This window comes from Psychrobacillus sp. FJAT-21963, assembly GCF_001420585.1.
In the GTDB taxonomy this organism is placed as follows: domain Bacteria; phylum Bacillota; class Bacilli; order Bacillales_A; family Planococcaceae; genus Psychrobacillus.
The window spans coordinates 143,080-163,205 of record NZ_LJIY01000003.1 but is presented as its reverse complement, the minus strand read 5'-3'; the positions used below and the strand labels follow the sequence as shown (position 1 = coordinate 163,205).

The following is a 20,126-nucleotide window of genomic DNA, read 5'->3' as shown; positions in this document are numbered from 1 at the left end:
GAGGGTTTTGAAATGGTTTAGTAACGGATGCCATTTCCTTTTTCAGCTATTTCGTGAGCTAGAAGAATGGTTGAAACAGCCAACTCTGCGTAAGTCACTTCTTGAGCAGGATTGAATTGATTTTTTTCAACTTTAAATAATCCCATGGAGTTTGCTAAAGCTACATATCCTATATACTCTTTTTGTACCTTACTTGCATCTGCAAAGTCTAGTTTATAGATGTTACTATGTTTAGCTGCATGCTCTAAACCTAGAACTCTAATATACCACGCTGCTAGTTCTTCTCTTTTGATAGGTGCATCCACATCAAAGTTCTTGCCAGATGGTTGAATTACTCCCATACTTACCGCACGTTCTACTGCTGAATATAATGGATGTTTAGGATCAATATTATCAAAAGTTTGTTTCATATTTTCGGTACTTTGATTGTACATACCATCATAAAAATAAGTAATGGAATTTAATAATACTTTTAAAGCTTCCCCTTTTGAAATTGAAGCATCCCCGTTAAAGCTTTTAGCATCCTTAACTTCCAGGACTTTTGCGCTAATGAGGTAATTTAACTCCTCTTCAGCCCACGGATGGGAAATAACAACAGGACTTTTCCCATTTTCTATGCTTTTCCATTCACCTGTAGTAGCATCTAAATAGCTATACATGTCTTCATTAAATACTGGAACATATACGATGTCATAGTGATTTTTCTCTTTATCGTTACCTTGCTTTAGATAATTTAATTTTAAGTTTAGAGCGTTATTTAATTTAGTTAAAGCATCTTTTTCAGAGATGACTTTATCGACTGCTGGCCATTTTTCTATTTCTGAATAATTGATATATAAATTGCTTAAAGAACCATCACCTGCAATACTAATTTGAATTTGATCTCCAATGACAAGAATGCCATTTACAACCCTTGGGAATGAGAAATTATATGATTCTGACATTTCATCATAATAAGCTTCTTCTATTGGCATTGCATAATTGTGTAGATAAGAAGGTATCATATCTTTTGCATATTTAACTGCTTGAGCGAGAGCATCTTTTTGAGTTAGCTTGTTCTCAACAGGTTTTTCTCCAAATTGTCTTGAGATGTCTCGATCAATATTGTAGTACTGTATGATTTCGCCAGTATCTTTATTAATTACTAAACCAGCTCCGTGACCGCCATTCCGATATTCGTACATATAGTCAACACTAATCACTGACTGACCATTACCATTATAATTTTCAACTTCATTTATTGATTGTATCGTTACTTTTATGTCGTCTGATTTAGATTTAATAAATTTTTCTGCAATTTTTTTAGCTTCTTCTAGAGTGACCCCATTATGTTTAGGTGGAAGCGGAGTAGATGAAATCTTCTCAACTTTAGTTTTAGCCGGAAACTCTTCCGAGAAATCGTTAGCAGTCATCCATTTTCCTGTTAACGCATGAACTCCTCGTACTTTAGTTGATGGTTGATATACTAGCTTCACATTACGGTCACCATTTCTATAATCGTAATCAATTTGATATTGCAGATTAATCGATAAATTTTCCTTATATTTTTTCAGCAGCTCTTCTTTATCTAATATTTGTTTCATATCATCAAAAGTAGCCGGTTTTTGAGTATTTGTCTTATAAAATTGCACCACTTCTCCATTACCTAAAACAGTCACTTCAATCCTTTGATCCGAAATAGATACTTTATCCTTGGTGCGAGTAAAAGTAAAATTATAGCGAATAGGCTCTGTTAATATTTGCTGAGGATAATAGTTATACGGGTTTTTTTCTAATTGATACTCTCCAACACCATCAAACTTTTTCAAATATTCGTCTGCAATCTTTCTTGCTTCCTCTTCAGATACTTTAGCAGGAAACAGTGCCTCTTTTTCATTGGTTGGTTGGAAGTAAAAGTTCTCTAATTCTAATTTTTCTCCCACAAATCCAACGCTTCCATGCATATATTTTCCATTAACTTCTTTGGAAAAAGATAAGTTATAACGGACTTCCTTGTCTGTAGCATAATAATATCCACTACCCATGTGAAAATCATTATTGGATAAAAAATCATACTTCTTAGGGAATAGTTCTTTAAATCTCTTGATTAAATCGTCTTTTGTAAAAACTTTTTCTGTTTCTGCAACTTGAATTTGAATTTGGGGTTGCTCATTTGCTGTAGTTGAAGCACTTGCAATGGATGAAAACATTCCTAACGTTAAAGCTGAAGATGTTAATACAATTCCAAATTTCTTTAATTTAGCCAAAATAATCCTCCTAAAATTGTAATAGTTAAAGTGTACACTAAATTCTGTAAATTGTGAACAATATTATTCCATTTGGAAATTGTAAACAATTCTATAGAGTCTATGTTTAGTTTAGGAGGAAAATGCCTTATAATATTAAATCAGGATTAAAATTAGTTATTTTTACATTACTAATAAGACTTTATAAGCAGGCAAAAAGTTTCTTTCTAAATATTGTCCTTACTTATATAAAAATAAAAAAGATAGGATAGCATTGTATTTGCTATCCCTATCTTTTTTAGGTTGATGATATTTCTTATGTTCCACAAAACGTACGATAAGAACTGTTTTCTTGGTCAGGCAGTTTAGTGAATTCATCTTGTTCAGGAGTATGGGCGTATGGTCTTGATAAAGCGTTTAGTAGCCGCTCCATCACACTGTAGTCACCTTGTGCCACAGCTGCATCCAGAGCCTCTTCTACCCGATGGTTTCTTGGAATTACAGCAGGATTACTGTTTCGCATCAAGTCATGAGAGGATTCTTTCGATTCCTGCTGTCTACTTAACCTTTCCTGCCACTTCTTTTTCCACTGAGTAAATTCAGGTGCTCCAAATAATTTAGTATCCTCATTCGTATCGAAAGTTAATGCACGAAAAGTATTGGTAAAATCTGCACCATTCTTTTGCATCATACGGAGAAGTTCATCCACGAGTGCCTCATCTTCTTTTTCCTCATTGTATATCCCCAACTTAACTCTCATCCCTGATAGCCAATTAGTGAAATACAATTTAGGAAAATCTTCAATCGCATTCTGGGCTAGTTTAATTGCTTCCTCTTCATCTTCATGGAGTATCGGTAATAGGCTTTCAGCAAATCGTGCTAAATTCCATCCAGCAATATTCGGTTGATTGCCATAAGCATAGCGGCCATTAACATCTATAGAGCTAAAAACAGTTGATGGATCATAGGCATCCATAAACGCGCAAGGACCATAATCAATAGTTTCTCCACTAATGGCCATATTGTCTGTATTCATGACTCCGTGAATAAAGCCAACCAGTTGCCATTTTGCAATTAGCGACGCCTGACGTTTAATCACTTCCTGAAGAAGGAAAATATAACGATTAGGGGAAGTTTCCCCTCCTGGATAATGTCGTTCAATTGTATAATCAGCCAGGTCTCGAAGATCTTCAAAAGTTCCCCATTTCGCTGCGAATTGAAAAGTACCAACACGCAGATGACTTGCAGCCACGCGGGTCATAATTGCACCAGGTAGATTAGTTTCACGAATGATTGATTCACCGGTCGTTACCACCGCTAAACTCCGTGTAGTAGGTATACCAAGCGCATGCATGGATTCGCTAATAATGTATTCTCTTAGCATTGGCCCTAGTGCCGCACGTCCATCTCCCCCACGAGAATAAGGAGTTCTACCAGAACCTTTCAGTTGAACATCAAATCGCTCACCTTGAGATGTAATTTGTTCTCCAAGCAAAATAGCTCGGCCATCTCCTAACATGTTAAAATGTCCGAATTGGTGCCCGGCATAAGCCTGAGCAAGAGGGAAAGCACCTTCTGGATTTCGGTTTCCAGCAAGTTGTGCAACACCTTCTTCACTTTTCAGAGAATCTATATCTAACCCCAAGGATTTAGCCAACGAATCATTAAGAATGGACAATTTCGGTGAGCTCACAGGGTTAAGGGAGAGGCTAGTAAAAAATATGTTTGGCAGACGGGCATAACTGTTATCAAAGTTCCATCCTATTAGTTCTTCTCGGTTTGTCATCTTATCTCCTTTGCTTCTTCTGTCATTAAGTCTATGTTTTATCAATTTTCATATGCTCACAATACTTCTATTTTAGTGTCCTCTGCTGCTACTTTATTATACCCTTCCGACACCAATAAAAGTTTTGACTTGTGTATTTCCACTATCCGTTTCCTACTATTTTTACAATGAATTTTGCAAACATTATTGATCCCATTGCAAATGGAGTTTGTAAAATAAAACCTAGTGCCAAATAAATTAATATTTGCTTACATGTTATTAAATTTACTAAGAGAAGCTTTTTAATACTAAACAAACAAAAAGGGACTAAAATAAAAATAGAAGTAATGACACCAGGTACATATTTTTGAAAGAAAATACTTTGCAAAATATGCCCAATACCATTAGCTAAAAAAATACCAGCTACTAAGATCGAGAAGTATTGTATAGGTCCTAACCCTATAAAGTCTTTATTCGTTGCTGCAAACATACAACCAATAAAAACAATCAACCATAATATACTAAAAGCCAAAATGAATTCTACTGTTGTAACTTTAAAAGGGAGAACCATCGAAAAATATTCAACAGTTAAAATTTCTTCAAGGTCATGAATAAAAAATACAATTGGAAACAACCATATTAACCATCTAATTTTTAATAGTTCCATCATACACCCCATTATTCTTTCGAACAAATAGCTATACTTCTCTATAATTGACTGTATATTTATTATATCAATAAGGTCATATTTAAGAGATAACTATAAGCAAGTGAGGTGAGAAACATGTCCATTTTACGTTCTATTCGAAAAGCCTATCAATTTTTTGTAGATATACCATTGAAAGCAGGTACAGTCTTGAACCAACAATATGAGGTTTTAAATGTTATTGGTACAGGAAGCTACGGCATACTTTATCGATGTAAAGACCTAAAAACGAATGATTACAAAGTAGTGAAACAGCTAAGACTAAGTAAGCAACGTTCTAAAAAAGAAATAAAACTATTTGAAAATGAAATCTCCATTTTACAAAAGTTAAACCATAACAACATGCCTAAATTTTTTGAGGCTTTTACACATAACGAGCTACTATTTTATGTTATGAACTATATAGAAGGAGACAATTTAGAGGACTTGATTTTTTATAAAAAGGTTACTTTTAATGAAGAACAGTCTTTAAATTTGCTAGCGGACCTCCTTGTTTTAGTTGATGATTTACATAATAAGAACGTCTATCACGGAGACTTGCGTATTCCGAACATTATGATGAATAACAACCATTTATTTTTAATCGACTTTGGACTGTCTGAGCAGAATCCCTCCAGTGGTGAGATGAAAGAACAGGACTACTTTGATTTAGGTGAGATACTCTTATATTTACTTTACACAACCTATCCTACAAGAAATAAAAAAGCTCTTCCTTGGACAGAAGAACTTTCTTTAAAAAATGAAACAATTTATTTACTTAAAAGACTTTTACAAATAAAAGAACCTTATACAACTACTAAAGACATCTTGAAGGATCTACAAGCTGCCCTTCTCGCCAATAAATAGTGAAAGATTAACTACTGCTTCGGCCCTTGCGTTTGTAGTAGTTACTTCCACTCATTGGATTTCTTCTATAATTACTGCTACTGCTTCCACGCTTATAATAACTCTTTCTTCGATCGCTGCTACTACCTCGACGATAATGACCATGTCTACGCTCGCTACTACCTTGAGAAAGTTGTTTGATTTGCTTTAATATTTTTTTAAACATATTACCCTCTTTTCATGTTTTTATTTGTTTTCAGTCTAGCACAGAGGAATGAGAAATCTAAATAATTTGCCTTTTGAAACCGAAAGTAAGGGAGAGGTGATTAGAATTGGATTTGTTTCTTGAATATATTCTTTGGATTACTCCTGGATTTTTAATTCTTTTAGTGACATATTTACTATTACCTAAAAATGCATTCTCCACAAAAATATTTATTCTCATTCTAGGTTTTATCTTAATTAGAGACAATATGACTACGTTTGATTTTTGGCATTTTGGAACAACAAACAATCTTCCTTGGATGAGATTCACAGAGAAGAGTAGCTTACTTATTTTAATGGGTGTAGTTTCACTAATAATAACAGGTGGAATCATCTATCTACAAAAAGACATGCGACACTTACTTTTCTGGATAGGAAATAAAAAAGTATTATCTCTTTTTATGGGAATCTTAGGCGCTATCATTGTGGTACTTCCTTTCTTCTTTATATATCAAGGGATTCCTCTGGAAAAAAGAGGCGGTTTTTTTCCTACAGAGGTTCTACCCTTATTATTCTTTTTCGCATTATCCGGTAATTTGATGGAAGAAGTACTATTCCGTGGTTATTTACAGGGATATTTGGAGTCAATCACTGATTCTATTCGTGCAGCACTTCTTTCAGGTCTGATGTTTGGAGTAGGTCATGTTTTTCTTGCAACAACAGTTACCACTTTAGGATTACCAGTCATTTTATTTACTTTTTTCGAGGGAATTATTTGTAGCTTTGTTCGCCTGAAATACGGTATTTTTCCTTCAACACTTACTCATGGTCTCTCTATCTTTGTTTTAGCTTCAAGTATTTTTTAGTTATTAACAGCGTTTATAAAATTTATATGAAATGAAACAAGTAAATATCTCATTTTTGCTCATCCTAAATCAATAACGATATAGGAGGCCTAAAATGCGAATATCTATCAATAAAATCATTCTGACAATTATCCTTGGTATTGCTACAGTAGTCCCAATTGTAGCGTTTAGTCCACACTTTGCTTCCACTGAATTCGAAAAAATGAATGCACTTGAGACACAAGTTTTATGGGGTATCGATGCTGATAATATTTACGACAATATTAAGGTTTTATCAAAAACTCCTCGTGTTGCTGGTACTGCTCAAGAGAATAAGGCAGTTGCATATATAAAAAAACAGTTTGAATCATATGGTTACGAATCTGAAGTTCAATCTTTCCATTTTAATAGCTATACACCACCCCAGACTCTAACTTTATCTATAAAGGGTTACTCCCAACGTTTACAGCCTATTGCATTTGAATATTCAGTGAATGGTGATATATCAGGTGAAATTGTGGCAGCTGGACTTGGAAAAATGGAAGATATAAATAAACTAGACTTAAAAGGAAAAATTGCACTCATCCAACGTGGAGAAATTACCTTTGCTGACAAAATATCAAACGCCACTGCCAAAGGTGCAATAGGTGTCATCATTTACAACCAAGAGTCAGATACGATTAATGCAAGTTTAGGGGACACAACTAAGACAAGCGTTCCAGCTGTTTTTTTAACAAAAGAAGAAGGGGACGACTTAATAAGCCATCTGAAAAAAAATCCTGGGTCTATCGGGCAACTTAACATAAAAGGAGCAAGTTTCAATCAAAATACTTCTCATAATGTCATCGCTATAAAAAAACCAGTGAAATTAAACAACTCAACGAATAATATCATTGTGATCGGTGCACATCACGATTCCGTTGCAGGAGCACCTGGTGCAAATGATGATGCTTCTGGTACTGCGATGACATTGGAACTCGCTCGTGTATTAAGAAATATTTCTTCCGATACAGAGATTCGTTTTGTCACGTTTGGTGCTGAAGAGTTAGGTTTACTAGGTTCTTCTCACTACGTAGAAAGTTTGTCGGAAGATGAAAAAAATCGAATCGTTGCAAATTTTAACCTAGATATGGTAGGAAGTAAAAATGCAGGTAATTTAATTCTTCAAACGATAGACGGTAAACCTAATCTTGTTACAGACCTTTCCCAGGAGGCTAGTGAAAAGTTAAATGGAGAACCAACTCCATTTAACCAAGGAGAACGAAGTGATCATGTGTCATTTGCTGAAGCTGGTATTCCTGCAGCACTCTTCATCCATCATCCAACAGAGGAGTGGTATCATACACCACAGGATACAATAGATAAAATAAGCAAAAGTAAGTTACAAGATGTGGCTGAAATAGTTGGTTTGGCTATACTAAATCAGATTGTTTCTGAAAACCAAAGTTCAAAATAATCAATATCTCTGAAAGATAAAAATTTAGTTTAAGCATCAAGAAAGGGTCATACTTAACCTCTAGTATGACCCTTCTTTTTATTTTATTAAAACCTTCCTAAAAGATCTCTTTATTAAATATTTTTTAGAAGGTCATCAAGTCGTTCGTATTGCGAAGAGGTTCCTTGGACTACCCCCATATCTAGTACTTGCTGAAGATTTTCTAAGGTAGCGAATTCAGACCGAGTAATGAGTTTTGTCTTATCTCCATCTTCAGTAAAAATCATTGAAACTAGTAGTTCAGGCATGCCAGCAATCGCATTTCCTTTATCATCTGCAAACATGTCTGTGTAAACAATTTTTTCAGGAGCAACTATCTCATGATAGATAGCCATCCCCCAAGATTCTTGTCCATAAAAGTCTCCTTGATTTTCATCTTCGCATGTCATGCAATAATGCCATACTCCTTCTGGCTTAAACTCAAATTGGCGATTTATGGTCTTCCATCCCTTTGGTCCCCACCAGCTCTCCAATCGTTCTGAATCTGAAAATGCTTCAAACACAAGAGAACGCGGTGCGTTAAAAATCCTCTCCATGACAAGAACTTTTCCTTCCGTGAACGTCGTTAACTCGTTTGTTGATTTATTCTCTGACATTTTAATCCCTCCATCTTTTTCGTAGATTTTTGCAGAGGCAAGGTTGGTAGAATAATGAATTCCATCCGACCCTTCCATATTAAAGCGCTGAATACCGCCTTGGTCTTATACTAATTTCTATAGTTGCAACAGAAAATCCTTTTGGTCCCCAAAATAATCTTTTGAATTATTTATTCATAATAAAAAGCATTACTTCAATTGAAATAATGCCCTTCTATAATTATTGATTTCAATCTAATTATTATCCTCGTTAACTTCAAAAATGTATGCTTTTTCTACTTTAGAAATCCTTACTGAGAAGTTTTTATACCATTCAGATTTACCTTTTTCCTGCGCCACTTTATGCGCAGAATTGTCTTTCCAGCTTTTTATTGCTTCTAAAGAGTCCCAGTAGGAAATGGTTATTCCCAATTCATGATCACGAGCACTTTCTATACCTAAAAAGCCTTTCTGCTGTGATGCCAATTCTTCCATTTTTTCTGCCATTCTTCCATAGCCCTTATCAACATTTGTACGCTGCGATGTAAATATCGCTGCATAATAAGGAGGTTGGGGAAGCTTTGCTATTCCACTCATCTTTGGACACTCCCATCATTTCTTGGAATTATAAGTATGATGGTACATTAATAATCTCTATTTAGATACATAAAAATAAAACAGAGGAGAAAAAATTCTCCTCTAACGTTATAGTGGCAGGCAGCCCAGTAATCTATTTCTACTTCTCGAAAGATTAGATGTTCTTCTCGGAAACGGGTTGCCGCTTTCAAAAAAAAATTGAATTCAAAAAAGAAGAGCTAATTTTGCTCTTCCTCTTGGTTTTGATTTTTTATTTATTGCTAGCTTCAGCAAATGCAGCAGATACTTTTTCAAATTCCTCGTCAACCTCAATAAAAGACAATTCTCCCTCGTCTTCTATACGGAAAAAGAAAACATCAATGTCATCTTCCGTTTCTGCTTGAATATCTTCTACAAAGCCGACTGCAGCGTAATCAACTTCCTCGACAGTCAACAGACCAAGCACTTCCATATCTTGCTCCTGATCATTTTCATCTAGCACCGTAAAGATATTACCTACTTCAATTTTCCCTTGATTTTCTTCCATTCTAAAAACCTCCTTCAACTATTTTTTTCAAATTAATCTTTCGACTTTCAACTAATTATCCGTTAAAAATGAATTATTAGCAAAAAGAAAATCTATTTAGTTTTCTCATGGATAAATTTTATACTAGCGCCTGTTTTTAATCTTCTATTAGCTCTTCATTGACGCCTTGACCATAAGAGATGCGAAATATTGCAGAATTTACATGTTCTTCTTGAGCATGTCCTCATTAAGGTCGGGGACCAATATAAAAATCTCAATTGATCCCCATTGAAATACCTTTTTAAAAACTGTCATTCTGTTTATGACGAACAAAGTTCAAACCCATTAGTACCGTTTATTCTAAATCTTCTCTTGCTTCAATAAAGGCAGTAGATACTTTTTCAAATTCCTCGTCATTATCGATAACACACAATTCATCCTCTTCAATTCTCAAAAGGTATACTTTTAAGTCTTCTTCGGAATCCTCTTGGTTATCTTCCGCAATTCGGACAGCAGCGTATTCTGTATTATCGACAGTCATTAGATCCAGCACCTCGATCTCTTGCTCTCGATTATTTTCATCCATCACTGTAAGAATTTCCCCAACTTCAATATTATCTATTCTCTCTTCTATTTCTTTCAGCTCCTTACATTATTTAAGACATCGATAATCATCCTACCCTTTCGATTACCGCTTTACTCATTGTTAATGTATTCTGCATGATAGGAATTTTCTCCATCATGAACAAATAAGAGTATATCTGCATATCCAACAAGTCTGTTCACTAGTTCTTCGTCGATACTATAAACGAGATAGCTGAGCGCTCGATTATTCCTTTACTGCGCATCTTCTAAAAAGCAATTCAATTGTGTACTCTCTTATCCTTTACAAAAACAAAATGAATTACACTCGCCATTGCTCCTATTCAAAAAAGTGCCAGTTGCCATGTCAAAAATGAATTTGATGATTTGGCACTGACACTTTAATTAGTTTGAGTTTTCGGCTAACCAGTTACCAATCATAGGATGAATTTCATTAATCGCTTTACTTCCCGTCACTACAGAAACATGGCCAGTATTCACTAAGTGATATGTCTTATTTTTACTTGAGACTTTATCATTGAGCGGTTCGACTTGCCTTGGATTAACAATGACATCCTTCTTCCCAGCAATATTTAAAAGGTTTGCTGTAATATTTCCTAATTCTACATTCTGCCCTCTTATATAAAGATCGTCGTTTATTAACTTATTTTGTTGATATAATTCACCAATCCATTGTCTATAAGCTTCACCAGCAAAAGGGATTCCATCCGCAAGCCACTTTTGCATTAGCTTCCAATTTGTAACGAACTTTTCATTTTCCCCACGATCGACAAGACTAATATATGGTCCGTAATAATTGCCAATCGGGTTCAATAATTTGTTTCCAAAATCAATCATATCAGGAGGAATTAAACCAAGTGTGTCTACTAACTTATCCACATTAAAATAACGTTCATCCAACCAATTTGTATATAATCCTGCATCAGAAAAATCAATAGGACTCGTCAATAATACTATGTTTCGAATAGGTAATTCTGGGTGTAGTGCCGCAAATATTGTAGTCATCGTTCCGCCCATACAATAACCTAACAAACTGATTTCACTAGCATTAGACGTTTTGAGAACTTTTTTAACGGCTTTCGGAATATAATCTAAAATATAATGATCTAGCTTCATATGCCTATCCTCATAACCAGGTGCTCCCCAGTCAAGTAAATAAACGTCGTGGCCTTGATTAGTTAGATATTCAATTAAGCTGTTACCAGGAGACAAATCTAAAATATATGGCTTATTGATCAATGCATAGATCATCAGAATTGGTAAACGGTTCGTTTTCTTACTTTGCGGTTGATAGCGATACAATTTAGCTTTGTTCTTAGTCCAGATGACCTCTTTGGGAGTTTGACCAACTTGTGGATCTGGTTCTTTTGTAATAACATCCACTACTCTTTTATATCTTCGATAACTATTTTTCACATCGTCTGGTAATGAATTTAACCAGCTATCTAATTGATTTATGTTGGAATACACGATGGTTTACCCCCTATTATTTTTAGGGGAACTCCTTTTGGAGATCCCCCGTTATATATGAAATTACAGGTTACATATATAAGCCGCCATTTACGTTAATCGATTGACCTGTAATATAATTTGCGTGAATAAGGAATAATACAGCCTCGGCAATTTCATCCGTTTGTCCTAAACGCTTCATAGGTATTTTGGAAACGATATTCTCTCTAACACTTTCAGGCATTTCTTCCACCATTTCAGTCTCTATGAAACCTGGGCACACAGAATTGACAGTTATTCCGTTTTTAGCTGTTTCTAAAGCAAGGGATTTTGTTAAACCTATAATGCCAGCTTTAGAAGCTGCATAGTTTGTTTGTCCGAATCCTCCCGCCTGTCCGATAATTGAGCTTATATTAATAATTCGACCATAATTCTGTTCCAACATGTGGTTGATCACTTCGGAAGTTGTATAAAATACACTGTTTAAGTTAACATCAATTACCTCGCTCCATTCCTCATTGGACAGTTTACGGAACGTTCGGTCTCTTGTAATTCCAGCGTTATTAATAAGAATATCGATTTTACCATAACGATTAATCACTTCTTCTATAAGATTCTTTACGTCGTTCGGCTTTGATACGTCAGACTGGATTGCACAGGAAACTCCTCCTTGCTCTTCAATTTCCTTCACAACCGCCTCTGCACGGTCCATTCTTAATTGATAATTAATGACAACATATGCACCATTTTTTGCTAGTTCTTTTGCGATTGCAGCTCCGATCCCACGAGAGCCACCTGTTACTACCGCCACCTTACCTGCTAGTGGTTTATTAATCGGGTTTAATATAGTTAATTCAGCCTGACTCATTGTCATAGACTATCATTCCAATCCTCTTTATATTTTTTATTCCATTATTTTTCAGTAACTTCAAGAGCAATAAGAAGCTTATCGATTTTTTTGTCTAAGCTAGAAACCGCTATTTTTAATTGATTAATCTCCTCATCCATTTCATCAAGTGCGTCCAGTTTGCTTTCTACGTTAATGACGAGTGATGCAACATCTGCAATTTCAGTACGGGTTGGCAAATTGACACTTTTTAAAAAGGTTTCCGTTTTCTCATTCATTAGCTTTTGAGCTTGAAGGTATTGGTTTAATGTCTCTCCCATCCCTTCGGAGAAAGATTCTTTTTTTAACATTTCTTGAATTGCACCTGACCAGTTCGCTTCCGTTTGTTCATAAAAGTTTTTCCACATGCTGAATGGATCAAATGGCAATGTTTTTGTCAAAAATCTCATCTCCCTACAATTAATTTAGTCATAAAAGAAGTTCTCTGAACGACTTTATTACTCTATGAACATATGCCCAAACATATGCATGAAAAAATTAATCTTTTTTTTTATTTTTAAAGTCATATTTTTTATTCCCTATGTGTAAATTACATGTATGGGATACGCCTTATTGCCCTAGCTTTGGAACATTTTTTTACTCCTATGTGTACATTACATGTATGAACATTCTTTCGATTGGTGGTGAAAACAGCTGGAAACAAACAAGGAGTCCAATAATAATGAAAAAAACACTAATTTAGGTACTCCGAAAAACTTCCTTGTACCAATCATGCTTTTACATCTTCGAGATTTTAATTCCCACGGTTATGAGCTAATGCAAAAGATTACGCAATTCGGTTTCAACGCGGTGGATCAGGGAAATCTTTATCGGATTTTACGACAACTGGAAAAGGATGGGAAGGTAACATCTGAGTGGGATACAGAATCAGAGGGTCCAGCAAAACGGATATATTCGATTACAGATGCGGGTGAACAATACTTAGAGGTTTGGGCAAGTTCACTTGCAAACTACCAAAATATGATCAATCAATTTTTTAATTTGTACCAACCTTTTTTTCCCTTTCAGCAGAACACGAAAAAAACAGATACAGAAAAGTAAATAATGGTACCAATGCGCTTTGGTGCATCTCATATAACGTAATTCGGTTACAATTAAAAGGAGGAAAATGGAATGAGTAATGTAGAATCGAAGAATCAAAAATCGAACGGATTAGATTTAATACTGGATGGATGGTTGAACAGCTTTAAAGTATTTCAATCTTTTCAAACGGAAATTGCAGAAAAATCATTACAGCATCTTCATATTCAAAGAGACATCCTAAATTCTACTCGAGAGACATTCAGTAAAATAGAAGAAGATAAAAATAAATTTGAAGAAGAGTGGAAAGCTGTATTACAAAATACGATCAAGTCAATCAATAATGAACAAATTGAACGATTATTATCTGCATGGGTCAACCAAATCGAAGAAATAAACAGTTCCATAAAAGAAATTTCTGGATTGCCTAATCAAGCTATTTTAGACTTATTTGCACAATCTCATGTTCAATTGGAGACCAATGTGAAGGCGGCACTTGAGCAACAACAAAAAAACAGTGTAGAAGTCTTCCAAAAAGTTGAGTTGCTTACTGAGCATATAAAACAAGCACATCATGTATTACTACCAACAGTTTAAAAAACATAAAGACTACCTCCGATTTTCATTAGGAAGGTAGTCTTATCTTGTGTTACTTGCTTTCATTCGATTGTAATATGCGTAACCTATAGGAATTCATTGCAGTCTCTCCCAGTTGGTCAAGTAAATTATAATTGGCAAATGCCCCAACCACTGCTCCAATACCAGGAACTAATTGAAACATCTTCACTAAATCTATATAGTCCCGATACTCCTGTTGAAAATCACGCCAATCCATATCGGCAATCACATGCTTTTGTTGTTCCCAGTTTTCAATGATAAATAAAGTCTCTTTTCGCTTTTCCTCACTTGAAAAAGCCAACAGGAAAATATGCAAGATAAAGAGGCGTTCTTCATAATCCTTTGTGTCATATCCGTAAATAGAAGCAGCTTCAAACAAAAACTTCATTTTAATGGATAAAAGCAATGGAAAGTCAGCGAGACCAAGAAGTATACCTCCTGCTCCAGTACCAGCCCCTTCCACAACTGCTGTTTTTCGATAAGTGGAAAGCTTCTCTCTAAGTAGTTCATCTTTTTCAAAAAGACCAATGTCCAATGTTGATCTTTTTTTCGTTGTAATATTTGATCCTACGAGTGTTGCTTTCACCATATTTTTGATGCTATCAGTCATTACTTGATGAAACTTTTCTGGAATAAGACCGTTTATCTTTGTCTGAGCAACCTTCGATACACGACTGATACGACTAGATCGTTTGGTCATTTTGCGCTTCCAAAAATCAAGTTCCCTTTCTACTTCCATTATATAATCGACCATATGCCCTTCCCTTTCTAAACAATTCCTCATTACATTCTAGTATAAAGTATTAAAGTTTCATTCCAATGGACGTAAGCTGTGTTTGCATATAAGACTAGAGTCGTAGGTGTTTTATTCACTTCATATTTATTATGTCCTAACTCATAACATCTTTCTTTTGTAATTACTTTAAATGCTACCGATTCCTCCCTTGCAACTTCATCTCGTTTTTAAATACACTCACGTAGTTCTTTTCTTACATTATTCATATTATGCTTTTTGGATCAATTCCAAATAAAAATTGTATCCTACCGATTTAACTTATATAATAATGAAGAAATAGGAAAACGATCTTGTAGCTCAGTTGGGAGAGCGCCACCTTGACAGGGTGGAGGTCGCTGGTTCGAACCCAGTCGGGATCATCTTTTTATAAAGCTTGTAAACGTTGATTTAACCAAAAAAGACATCCAATTAGAATGATCATTGGATGTCTTTTTTTGTTGAAACTGCTAAACAGTGATTCAACCGTGCCAATCTATATTAATTTTATTTCTTGTTATTATTTTTGATATTAGCCAAGCGAATGAAGTTTTCATCTCGTTCTGTAATTCTTCTTTGAACATCGTCATTGCCGGCATAAGTGAATAAGCCATTTCCTGTTTTTGTTCCAAGATTTCCGCTTAGAACTTTTTCTTCAACAAATTGCGGGATTTTTTCTTCTTTGGACAATACAGGTGCAAGGTTTTCAACCACACTCTTCCAGATGTCTAATCCTCCAAAGTCTGCTGTTTCTAATGGACCGATGAATGCCCATCTGAACCCTGGTCCAGTAGTAATAGCCAAATCTATATCTTCAGCTTCCGCAACACCTTGATCCAATAAATAAAATGCTTCACGAACTAATGCAGCTTGTAGACGGTTGCCAATTAGTCCAGGGATATCTTTTTTTAAGACAACTGGTTTCTTGCCGATATTTCTCAAAACTTCTACTGTACGATCAATGATATCTTGCGAAGTTTCTGGTCCTTTAACGACTTCTACAAGTGGAACTAAATGTGCCGGATTGAAGAAGTGAGTAATAATTAGACGGTCTTTCTTTTGGACACCTTCAGATAGTTGTTGAATGGAAAACGTAGATGTATTAGAAGCAATAATTGTATCGTCCTCTACGACTTCCTCTAACTGTTTGAATAAGTCGAATTTAATAGTTAGATTTTCAGATACTGCTTCAGTGACAAATCGTGTTCCGTTAATCGCTTCTCTTAAATCAGTAGTAATAGAAATTCGTTTTAATGTATTTTCTTTATCAGATGTTGTGATGGAATTTTCTTGGATTAACATGTCCAAATTATCTGAGATTCGTGTGATCGCTCTTTCCAAGAACTCATCTTTAATATCATACATATATACGTCATAACCAGCTTGTGCATACAGTTGCACAATTCCATGTCCCATAGTACCTGCGCCTAATACTGTAACTTTCTCTACCATTATAAACTCCCCCTTCTTTAGTAGTTTATCACCTAAAATCGGTATTCCCAAAATTGATTGCCGAATTCTACTTGATGTTTTGGACATAAAAATAGACCATCGAAAAATGATGGTCTTGTTTAACTAAAGCACCCGTTAGTTTAAGTGAAAGGTTTCACAATCTATCATAAATACATAGGTATCAGGATTAACCCGTTAACTTTAATTGAATAACCTCGCTATTAATTTCTTCTGGATAAAAGTTCTGTCTCTTAGCCACTAATAAAAACACACCTTTATAAAAACAGTATCATAATTAATACAACATTTTACGTGAAAGACGTGATATTTTCCATACAAGTACATTTTGAAATTTATCCTTCTCAACATCAGATATCGATGTTTTCTTTTGCTTTCATCTTTTTGTGTATATGTCCCCCTGTATTGTACTTTGAACATTACCGTACATAAAATAAATCATTTTCGGTAGAAAGAAATTAAGGTTCATGGTAAAATCACATTAGGAAAATAAAGGCAATGTAACCTTTGGGTTCAACCTCGCTGAAAAGTAGGTTGGACCCTTTTTGCATTCTTAAACCTAAAGGAGGACTTTTAATGTTGAGAACAGAAATGCTGTTGCATCGGCTGGACGAGATCGGCAAATCGCTCGAAAGAAGAGGGGGTGCACTATTATTGTTAGGTGTCGGTTCCGTTGGAATCGAGACTGCTCGGCTGGACGATTATTCAGATTTGGATTTCTTTGTCATTGTAAGGCATGACCAGAAAAGCAGATATATCGACCATTTGGATTGGCTAGAAGAAGTTCACCCTTTAGCTTATTCTTTTAAGAATTCGGAGATTGGCTATAAAATTCTGTTCGAAGACGGCATTTTTGGTGAATATGCGGTATTTGAGGAATCGGAGCTGATTAATGGTTCTTATACGGAAGGGAGAGTCGTTTGGAAGGATCCCTCCTACAACAATACGGGAATTTCAAAACCTTCCAACCCGATACCTAGCCCCAAAAAAGACTCCTTAGACCATCCTTTGAACGAAGCTTTAACTAATCTCTATGTGGGACTCGGCCGCTTTGCCAGGGGAGAGCGCCTATCAGCGACGAGGTTCGTACAAGGTTATGCTGTGGACAGGATTTTATCCGTACTTCATTTGATAGAGCAAGAGGTGGATTACTTTCCTGATCCTTTCGGAAACGAGAGGCGCATGGAAAAAAGATACCCTCGTTTCGCGAAAATGATTGCAGACATGATACAGGGATATGATCATGTACCTGAATCTGCACTTCGTATTTTAAGCTTCATAGAAGAAGTGTATCCAGTTAATCGAAAACTAAGCGATGAAATACGACGTTTAGCCAAAATATCCTGCCGTTAACAAAGGAGTTGAATCTTAACATATAAAAATAGCTATCTATTGTCCCATTTCTGCCATTACTTGTTTTGCATAAGCAGAATAGATCAAAAATAGAGTTAACCTCTCAAAAAGAGCCAAATTTCTCTATCAAGAAATTTGGATTATTAGTTATACCTCGAAAGTCCGTTAAACAAATTGCTGACTAGGCTGTTTACAAAAAAACTCACCACACGTTGTACTGGGCTTCCATTGTTTGTTTTGTATCTAATAGTGAGGTCCAGTGCATTAAGGAATGCTCTCTAATACATTCTTCACCGCTGAAGTATTTCCCCTAATTAAACTAAACTGCTGCGTTAGTTCAATAAGAAAAATGAGTTGCTGATGAACTCTATCTTCAACTAAAGCACCCGTTAGTTTAACTAGAAAAGTCAATATCTATAAAAGCTCTGTTAAAGAATAGTGTTGAAAATATACCTTTTTAAAGGGACTCAAAATGAGTTCATTTGATTCATGTTTTATAATAGTGTTTATTGCTATCTTTTTTCAATCGCCATACGTATGTTCGAGATGACACCAAAAAGCAATATTAACGACATAACCATTTTTTCAAAAGGTGTTCCTAACAATTGTTGTATAAATCCAAAAGACCATAGTACTACAAAAAACCAACACATAACGGTTATTCCTCTTTTGTATTTATATAACATATTTCCGCCAACAAGTAGTGTAAAAACTCCTCCTATAATAGAAATAATAATATTGATAATAGATATTGGTAGCTGAGTTGCTAAGGATTCTGACCTTCCACCATTAACCCATGTAAATGGAATAATCTCACTAATAATAAAAACTTGTATTAAGAATGTCATAGAGTAAAAACATATCCCCATATATACAGCCGTTTTCATATTAACTTTTCTAAGCTTTTCTAACATACAATCACCTCATTTCTTCCCGTTATCATTTTATTTAATTTGTTTTTGTTCTATTCCTTTATTTTTTGCCGTATTAACACGTTGCCCTTTTTAAACTCAACCTCACAGAGCCCTCCCTTTAATTAAGTTTTTTTTTTTTAAATGGAAAATCCTTATTCAACTAAACTGCTTCGTTAGTTTAAGTGTAACATTTCACAATGGACTTCTGAGAATTACTTGATATGTTGGACGTAAAAAATAGACCATCGAAATGATGGTCTTAATTAACTAAAGCACCCGTTAATTGAAGAAGAATCAGAAAAGTAAATTTCCACAATCGCGCCCGATTGTGGAATAACTTTATCTACTATACGATGTCCAAATTTTATATATATCTTTACCTTCTACCTCAATCTTATCTCTATACATTGTAACATTTACATTCGTGTATTCCGCCCATTGTGGTATCAATTAACTTTACATCAGGAGTTGCATAACCGATATTTTCTTTTCTCAAAAAGCCATTTGAGAAATCTTGATATAATGAGTTCGTCATTCATAAACCTCAAACTGTGAATCAAAAACCCATGATATTCTACTAAAGCACCCGTTAGTTTAAGTACAATACTTCACAATCTTTTTTTACATCTTCATAAACTTAATTCCTTATATGTTTTAGCCATGCAAAAAGAGGCCATCTTATTAAAGAAAAGTGCCCGATTGTGGAAGATCATTATAATAAAGAAAAGCAAGTTGGAAACTTATAGGATTAAGAAACTTCGATTATTTTATGCTGTGTTTTTATTAAATAGTGCTATTCTATGACATTTGTTGGTGTTGCGAGGGTTGACAAGGAAGAGTCTTAAATGCCTTATAAAATCTCTCAATATAATTTGTTTGATCTCCACTAGCTGTTGGAACAAAACATACCTTCGGTAAATTGTTCTTAACTTGAGCTAAAATGTATTTATCAAGTAAAAGGTTTTCTGGCTCCATAGAAAAACCACCGCCGCCGATAGCAATAATCTGTCTCATTTCTTTTTCCCTTCCGTATTTTACCTCATAGATTCTACAAAGGGTGGTTATAACCCTTCTTTCTTTATCAACTCTTCTTCAACTAAACTGCTGCGTTAGTTGAATAAGAACTCCCTCTTGAAGTCTCCTGAAAAAGTTTCATCAACAAGATAAAAATCGCTTAATTTTCTAAGTTTCAAATAACAACTCCACATTCTCTTAGAATTAAATATTTCATTACAAATGCTCTTCGTGATAATCTCAACAGTAAATAGAATAGGCAGC

20 protein-coding genes, 1 tRNA gene and 1 pseudogene are annotated in these 20,126 nt (G+C 34.9%); 7 read left to right on the top strand and 15 right to left on the bottom strand.

Going from position 1 to position 20,126, the window contains the following annotated elements:
- Window positions 1–17 precede the first annotated feature (17 nt).
- The 3 genes from AN959_RS10415 to AN959_RS10405 all read right to left on the bottom strand — a co-directional run bounded on the left by AN959_RS10415 (window position 18) and on the right by AN959_RS10405 (window position 4,657).
- Window positions 18–2,246 carry an S-layer homology domain-containing protein gene (locus tag AN959_RS10415; RefSeq protein ID WP_056830565.1) on the bottom strand — a complete coding sequence of 743 codons (2,229 nt, stop codon included), beginning with the start codon at window positions 2,244–2,246 and terminating at the stop codon, window positions 18–20.
- 295 nt (window positions 2,247–2,541) lie between these two features.
- Window positions 2,542–4,011, bottom strand: a complete 1,470-nt coding sequence (locus AN959_RS10410; protein ID WP_056830563.1) for a YdiU family protein — start codon at window positions 4,009–4,011, stop codon at window positions 2,542–2,544.
- Window positions 4,012–4,153: 142 nt separating this feature from the next.
- Window positions 4,154–4,657: an HXXEE domain-containing protein gene (locus AN959_RS10405; RefSeq protein ID WP_056830561.1), complete on the bottom strand. Its 504-nt coding sequence runs from the start codon at window positions 4,655–4,657 to the stop codon at window positions 4,154–4,156.
- Between the two features lie 117 nt (window positions 4,658–4,774).
- On the opposite strand from AN959_RS10405, the gene AN959_RS10400 reads away from it, so the two are divergent.
- The 3 genes from AN959_RS10400 to AN959_RS10390 all read left to right on the top strand — a co-directional run bounded on the left by AN959_RS10400 (window position 4,775) and on the right by AN959_RS10390 (window position 8,026).
- Window positions 4,775–5,542, top strand: coding sequence for a protein kinase (locus tag AN959_RS10400; protein ID WP_056830558.1), 768 nt, complete (start codon window positions 4,775–4,777; stop codon window positions 5,540–5,542).
- Window positions 5,543–5,853: 311 nt separating this feature from the next.
- A complete protein-coding gene (locus AN959_RS10395; protein WP_056830556.1) occupies window positions 5,854–6,591 on the top strand; it encodes a CPBP family intramembrane glutamic endopeptidase in 738 nt (245 codons plus the stop codon).
- Window positions 6,592–6,685: 94 nt separating this feature from the next.
- Window positions 6,686–8,026 carry a M28 family peptidase gene (locus tag AN959_RS10390; protein ID WP_056830554.1) on the top strand — a complete coding sequence of 447 codons (1,341 nt, stop codon included), beginning with the start codon at window positions 6,686–6,688 and terminating at the stop codon, window positions 8,024–8,026.
- A gap of 113 nt (window positions 8,027–8,139) precedes the next feature.
- Here AN959_RS10390 and AN959_RS10385 read toward each other — a convergent pair whose 3' ends face one another.
- From AN959_RS10385 to AN959_RS10355, 7 genes are all read right to left on the bottom strand, one after another.
- On the bottom strand, window positions 8,140–8,661 hold the full coding sequence (locus AN959_RS10385) for an SRPBCC domain-containing protein (RefSeq protein ID WP_056830683.1): 522 nt from the start codon (window positions 8,659–8,661) through the stop codon (window positions 8,140–8,142).
- A 234-nt stretch (window positions 8,662–8,895) separates the two neighbouring features.
- Complete coding sequence (locus AN959_RS10380) at window positions 8,896–9,237, bottom strand: antibiotic biosynthesis monooxygenase (protein WP_056830552.1); 342 nt, start codon at window positions 9,235–9,237, stop codon at window positions 8,896–8,898.
- Window positions 9,238–9,487: 250 nt separating this feature from the next.
- The gene (locus AN959_RS10375; protein ID WP_056830551.1) at window positions 9,488–9,763 is read right to left on the bottom strand and encodes a DUF1292 domain-containing protein; all 276 of its coding nucleotides are present in this window, start codon (window positions 9,761–9,763) and stop codon (window positions 9,488–9,490) included.
- A 334-nt stretch (window positions 9,764–10,097) separates the two neighbouring features.
- Window positions 10,098–10,364: a DUF1292 domain-containing protein gene (locus AN959_RS10370; protein ID WP_053591824.1), complete on the bottom strand. Its 267-nt coding sequence runs from the start codon at window positions 10,362–10,364 to the stop codon at window positions 10,098–10,100.
- A gap of 365 nt (window positions 10,365–10,729) precedes the next feature.
- Complete coding sequence (phaC, locus tag AN959_RS10365; protein ID WP_371256538.1) at window positions 10,730–11,803, bottom strand: class III poly(R)-hydroxyalkanoic acid synthase subunit PhaC; 1,074 nt, start codon at window positions 11,801–11,803, stop codon at window positions 10,730–10,732.
- 82 nt (window positions 11,804–11,885) lie between these two features.
- On the bottom strand, window positions 11,886–12,662 hold the full coding sequence (fabG, locus tag AN959_RS10360; protein WP_056830681.1) for a 3-oxoacyl-[acyl-carrier-protein] reductase: 777 nt from the start codon (window positions 12,660–12,662) through the stop codon (window positions 11,886–11,888).
- Between the two features lie 44 nt (window positions 12,663–12,706).
- Window positions 12,707–13,081: a hypothetical protein gene (locus tag AN959_RS10355; RefSeq protein ID WP_056830547.1), complete on the bottom strand. Its 375-nt coding sequence runs from the start codon at window positions 13,079–13,081 to the stop codon at window positions 12,707–12,709.
- Window positions 13,082–13,334: 253 nt separating this feature from the next.
- On the opposite strand from AN959_RS10355, the gene phaQ reads away from it, so the two are divergent.
- Window positions 13,335–13,742, top strand: a complete 408-nt coding sequence (gene phaQ / locus AN959_RS10350) for a poly-beta-hydroxybutyrate-responsive repressor (RefSeq protein WP_056830545.1) — start codon at window positions 13,335–13,337, stop codon at window positions 13,740–13,742.
- Between the two features lie 72 nt (window positions 13,743–13,814).
- On the top strand, window positions 13,815–14,318 hold the full coding sequence (locus tag AN959_RS10345) for a hypothetical protein (protein WP_056830544.1): 504 nt from the start codon (window positions 13,815–13,817) through the stop codon (window positions 14,316–14,318).
- A gap of 52 nt (window positions 14,319–14,370) precedes the next feature.
- Here AN959_RS10345 and AN959_RS10340 read toward each other — a convergent pair whose 3' ends face one another.
- Window positions 14,371–15,093, bottom strand: coding sequence for an EcsC family protein (locus AN959_RS10340; protein ID WP_056830542.1), 723 nt, complete (start codon window positions 15,091–15,093; stop codon window positions 14,371–14,373).
- A gap of 328 nt (window positions 15,094–15,421) precedes the next feature.
- Here AN959_RS10340 and AN959_RS10335 point away from each other — a divergent pair.
- Window positions 15,422–15,494: transfer RNA gene (locus tag AN959_RS10335), tRNA-Val, on the top strand.
- Window positions 15,495–15,618: 124 nt separating this feature from the next.
- On the opposite strand, the gene AN959_RS10330 is transcribed toward AN959_RS10335, so the two are convergent.
- Window positions 15,619–16,563 carry a 3-hydroxyacyl-CoA dehydrogenase family protein gene (locus AN959_RS10330; protein WP_056830540.1) on the bottom strand — a complete coding sequence of 315 codons (945 nt, stop codon included), beginning with the start codon at window positions 16,561–16,563 and terminating at the stop codon, window positions 15,619–15,621.
- A gap of 594 nt (window positions 16,564–17,157) precedes the next feature.
- Here AN959_RS10330 and AN959_RS10325 point away from each other — a divergent pair.
- The gene (locus AN959_RS10325; protein ID WP_056830538.1) at window positions 17,158–17,934 is read left to right on the top strand and encodes a hypothetical protein; all 777 of its coding nucleotides are present in this window, start codon (window positions 17,158–17,160) and stop codon (window positions 17,932–17,934) included.
- 512 nt (window positions 17,935–18,446) lie between these two features.
- On the opposite strand, the gene AN959_RS10320 is transcribed toward AN959_RS10325, so the two are convergent.
- From AN959_RS10320 to AN959_RS10315, 3 genes and pseudogenes are all read right to left on the bottom strand, one after another.
- Window positions 18,447–18,848, bottom strand: a complete 402-nt coding sequence (locus AN959_RS10320; protein ID WP_056830536.1) for a hypothetical protein — start codon at window positions 18,846–18,848, stop codon at window positions 18,447–18,449.
- 400 nt (window positions 18,849–19,248) lie between these two features.
- Complete coding sequence (locus AN959_RS21880; RefSeq protein ID WP_256363923.1) at window positions 19,249–19,383, bottom strand: hypothetical protein; 135 nt, start codon at window positions 19,381–19,383, stop codon at window positions 19,249–19,251.
- A gap of 284 nt (window positions 19,384–19,667) precedes the next feature.
- A pseudogene (locus tag AN959_RS10315) lies at window positions 19,668–19,862 on the bottom strand (Type 1 glutamine amidotransferase-like domain-containing protein); the annotation flags it as partial.
- Between the last annotated feature and the right edge of the window lie 264 nt (window positions 19,863–20,126).

What these genes read in the sequence shown, in the direction of transcription:
- AN959_RS10400 (WP_056830558.1), top strand. Translation starts at nt 4,775, where the DNA reads ATGTCCATTTTACGTTCTATTCGAAAAGCCTATCAATTTTTTGTAGAT.
- AN959_RS10345 (WP_056830544.1), top strand. Translation starts at nt 13,815, where the DNA reads ATGAGTAATGTAGAATCGAAGAATCAAAAATCGAACGGATTAGATTTA.
- AN959_RS21880 (WP_256363923.1), bottom strand. Translation starts at nt 19,383, where the DNA reads ATGACGAACTCATTATATCAAGATTTCTCAAATGGCTTTTTGAGAAAA.
- AN959_RS10390 (WP_056830554.1), top strand. Translation starts at nt 6,686, where the DNA reads ATGCGAATATCTATCAATAAAATCATTCTGACAATTATCCTTGGTATT.
- AN959_RS10375 (WP_056830551.1), bottom strand. Translation starts at nt 9,763, where the DNA reads ATGGAAGAAAATCAAGGGAAAATTGAAGTAGGTAATATCTTTACGGTG.
- fabG (WP_056830681.1), bottom strand. Translation starts at nt 12,662, where the DNA reads ATGAGTCAGGCTGAATTAACTATATTAAACCCGATTAATAAACCACTA.
- AN959_RS10410 (WP_056830563.1), bottom strand. Translation starts at nt 4,011, where the DNA reads ATGACAAACCGAGAAGAACTAATAGGATGGAACTTTGATAACAGTTAT.
- AN959_RS10385 (WP_056830683.1), bottom strand. Translation starts at nt 8,661, where the DNA reads ATGTCAGAGAATAAATCAACAAACGAGTTAACGACGTTCACGGAAGGA.
- AN959_RS10405 (WP_056830561.1), bottom strand. Translation starts at nt 4,657, where the DNA reads ATGGAACTATTAAAAATTAGATGGTTAATATGGTTGTTTCCAATTGTA.
- AN959_RS10380 (WP_056830552.1), bottom strand. Translation starts at nt 9,237, where the DNA reads ATGAGTGGAATAGCAAAGCTTCCCCAACCTCCTTATTATGCAGCGATA.
- AN959_RS10320 (WP_056830536.1), bottom strand. Translation starts at nt 18,848, where the DNA reads ATGTTAGAAAAGCTTAGAAAAGTTAATATGAAAACGGCTGTATATATG.
- AN959_RS10330 (WP_056830540.1), bottom strand. Translation starts at nt 16,563, where the DNA reads ATGGTAGAGAAAGTTACAGTATTAGGCGCAGGTACTATGGGACATGGA.
- AN959_RS10325 (WP_056830538.1), top strand. Translation starts at nt 17,158, where the DNA reads ATGTTGAGAACAGAAATGCTGTTGCATCGGCTGGACGAGATCGGCAAA.
- AN959_RS10340 (WP_056830542.1), bottom strand. Translation starts at nt 15,093, where the DNA reads ATGGTCGATTATATAATGGAAGTAGAAAGGGAACTTGATTTTTGGAAG.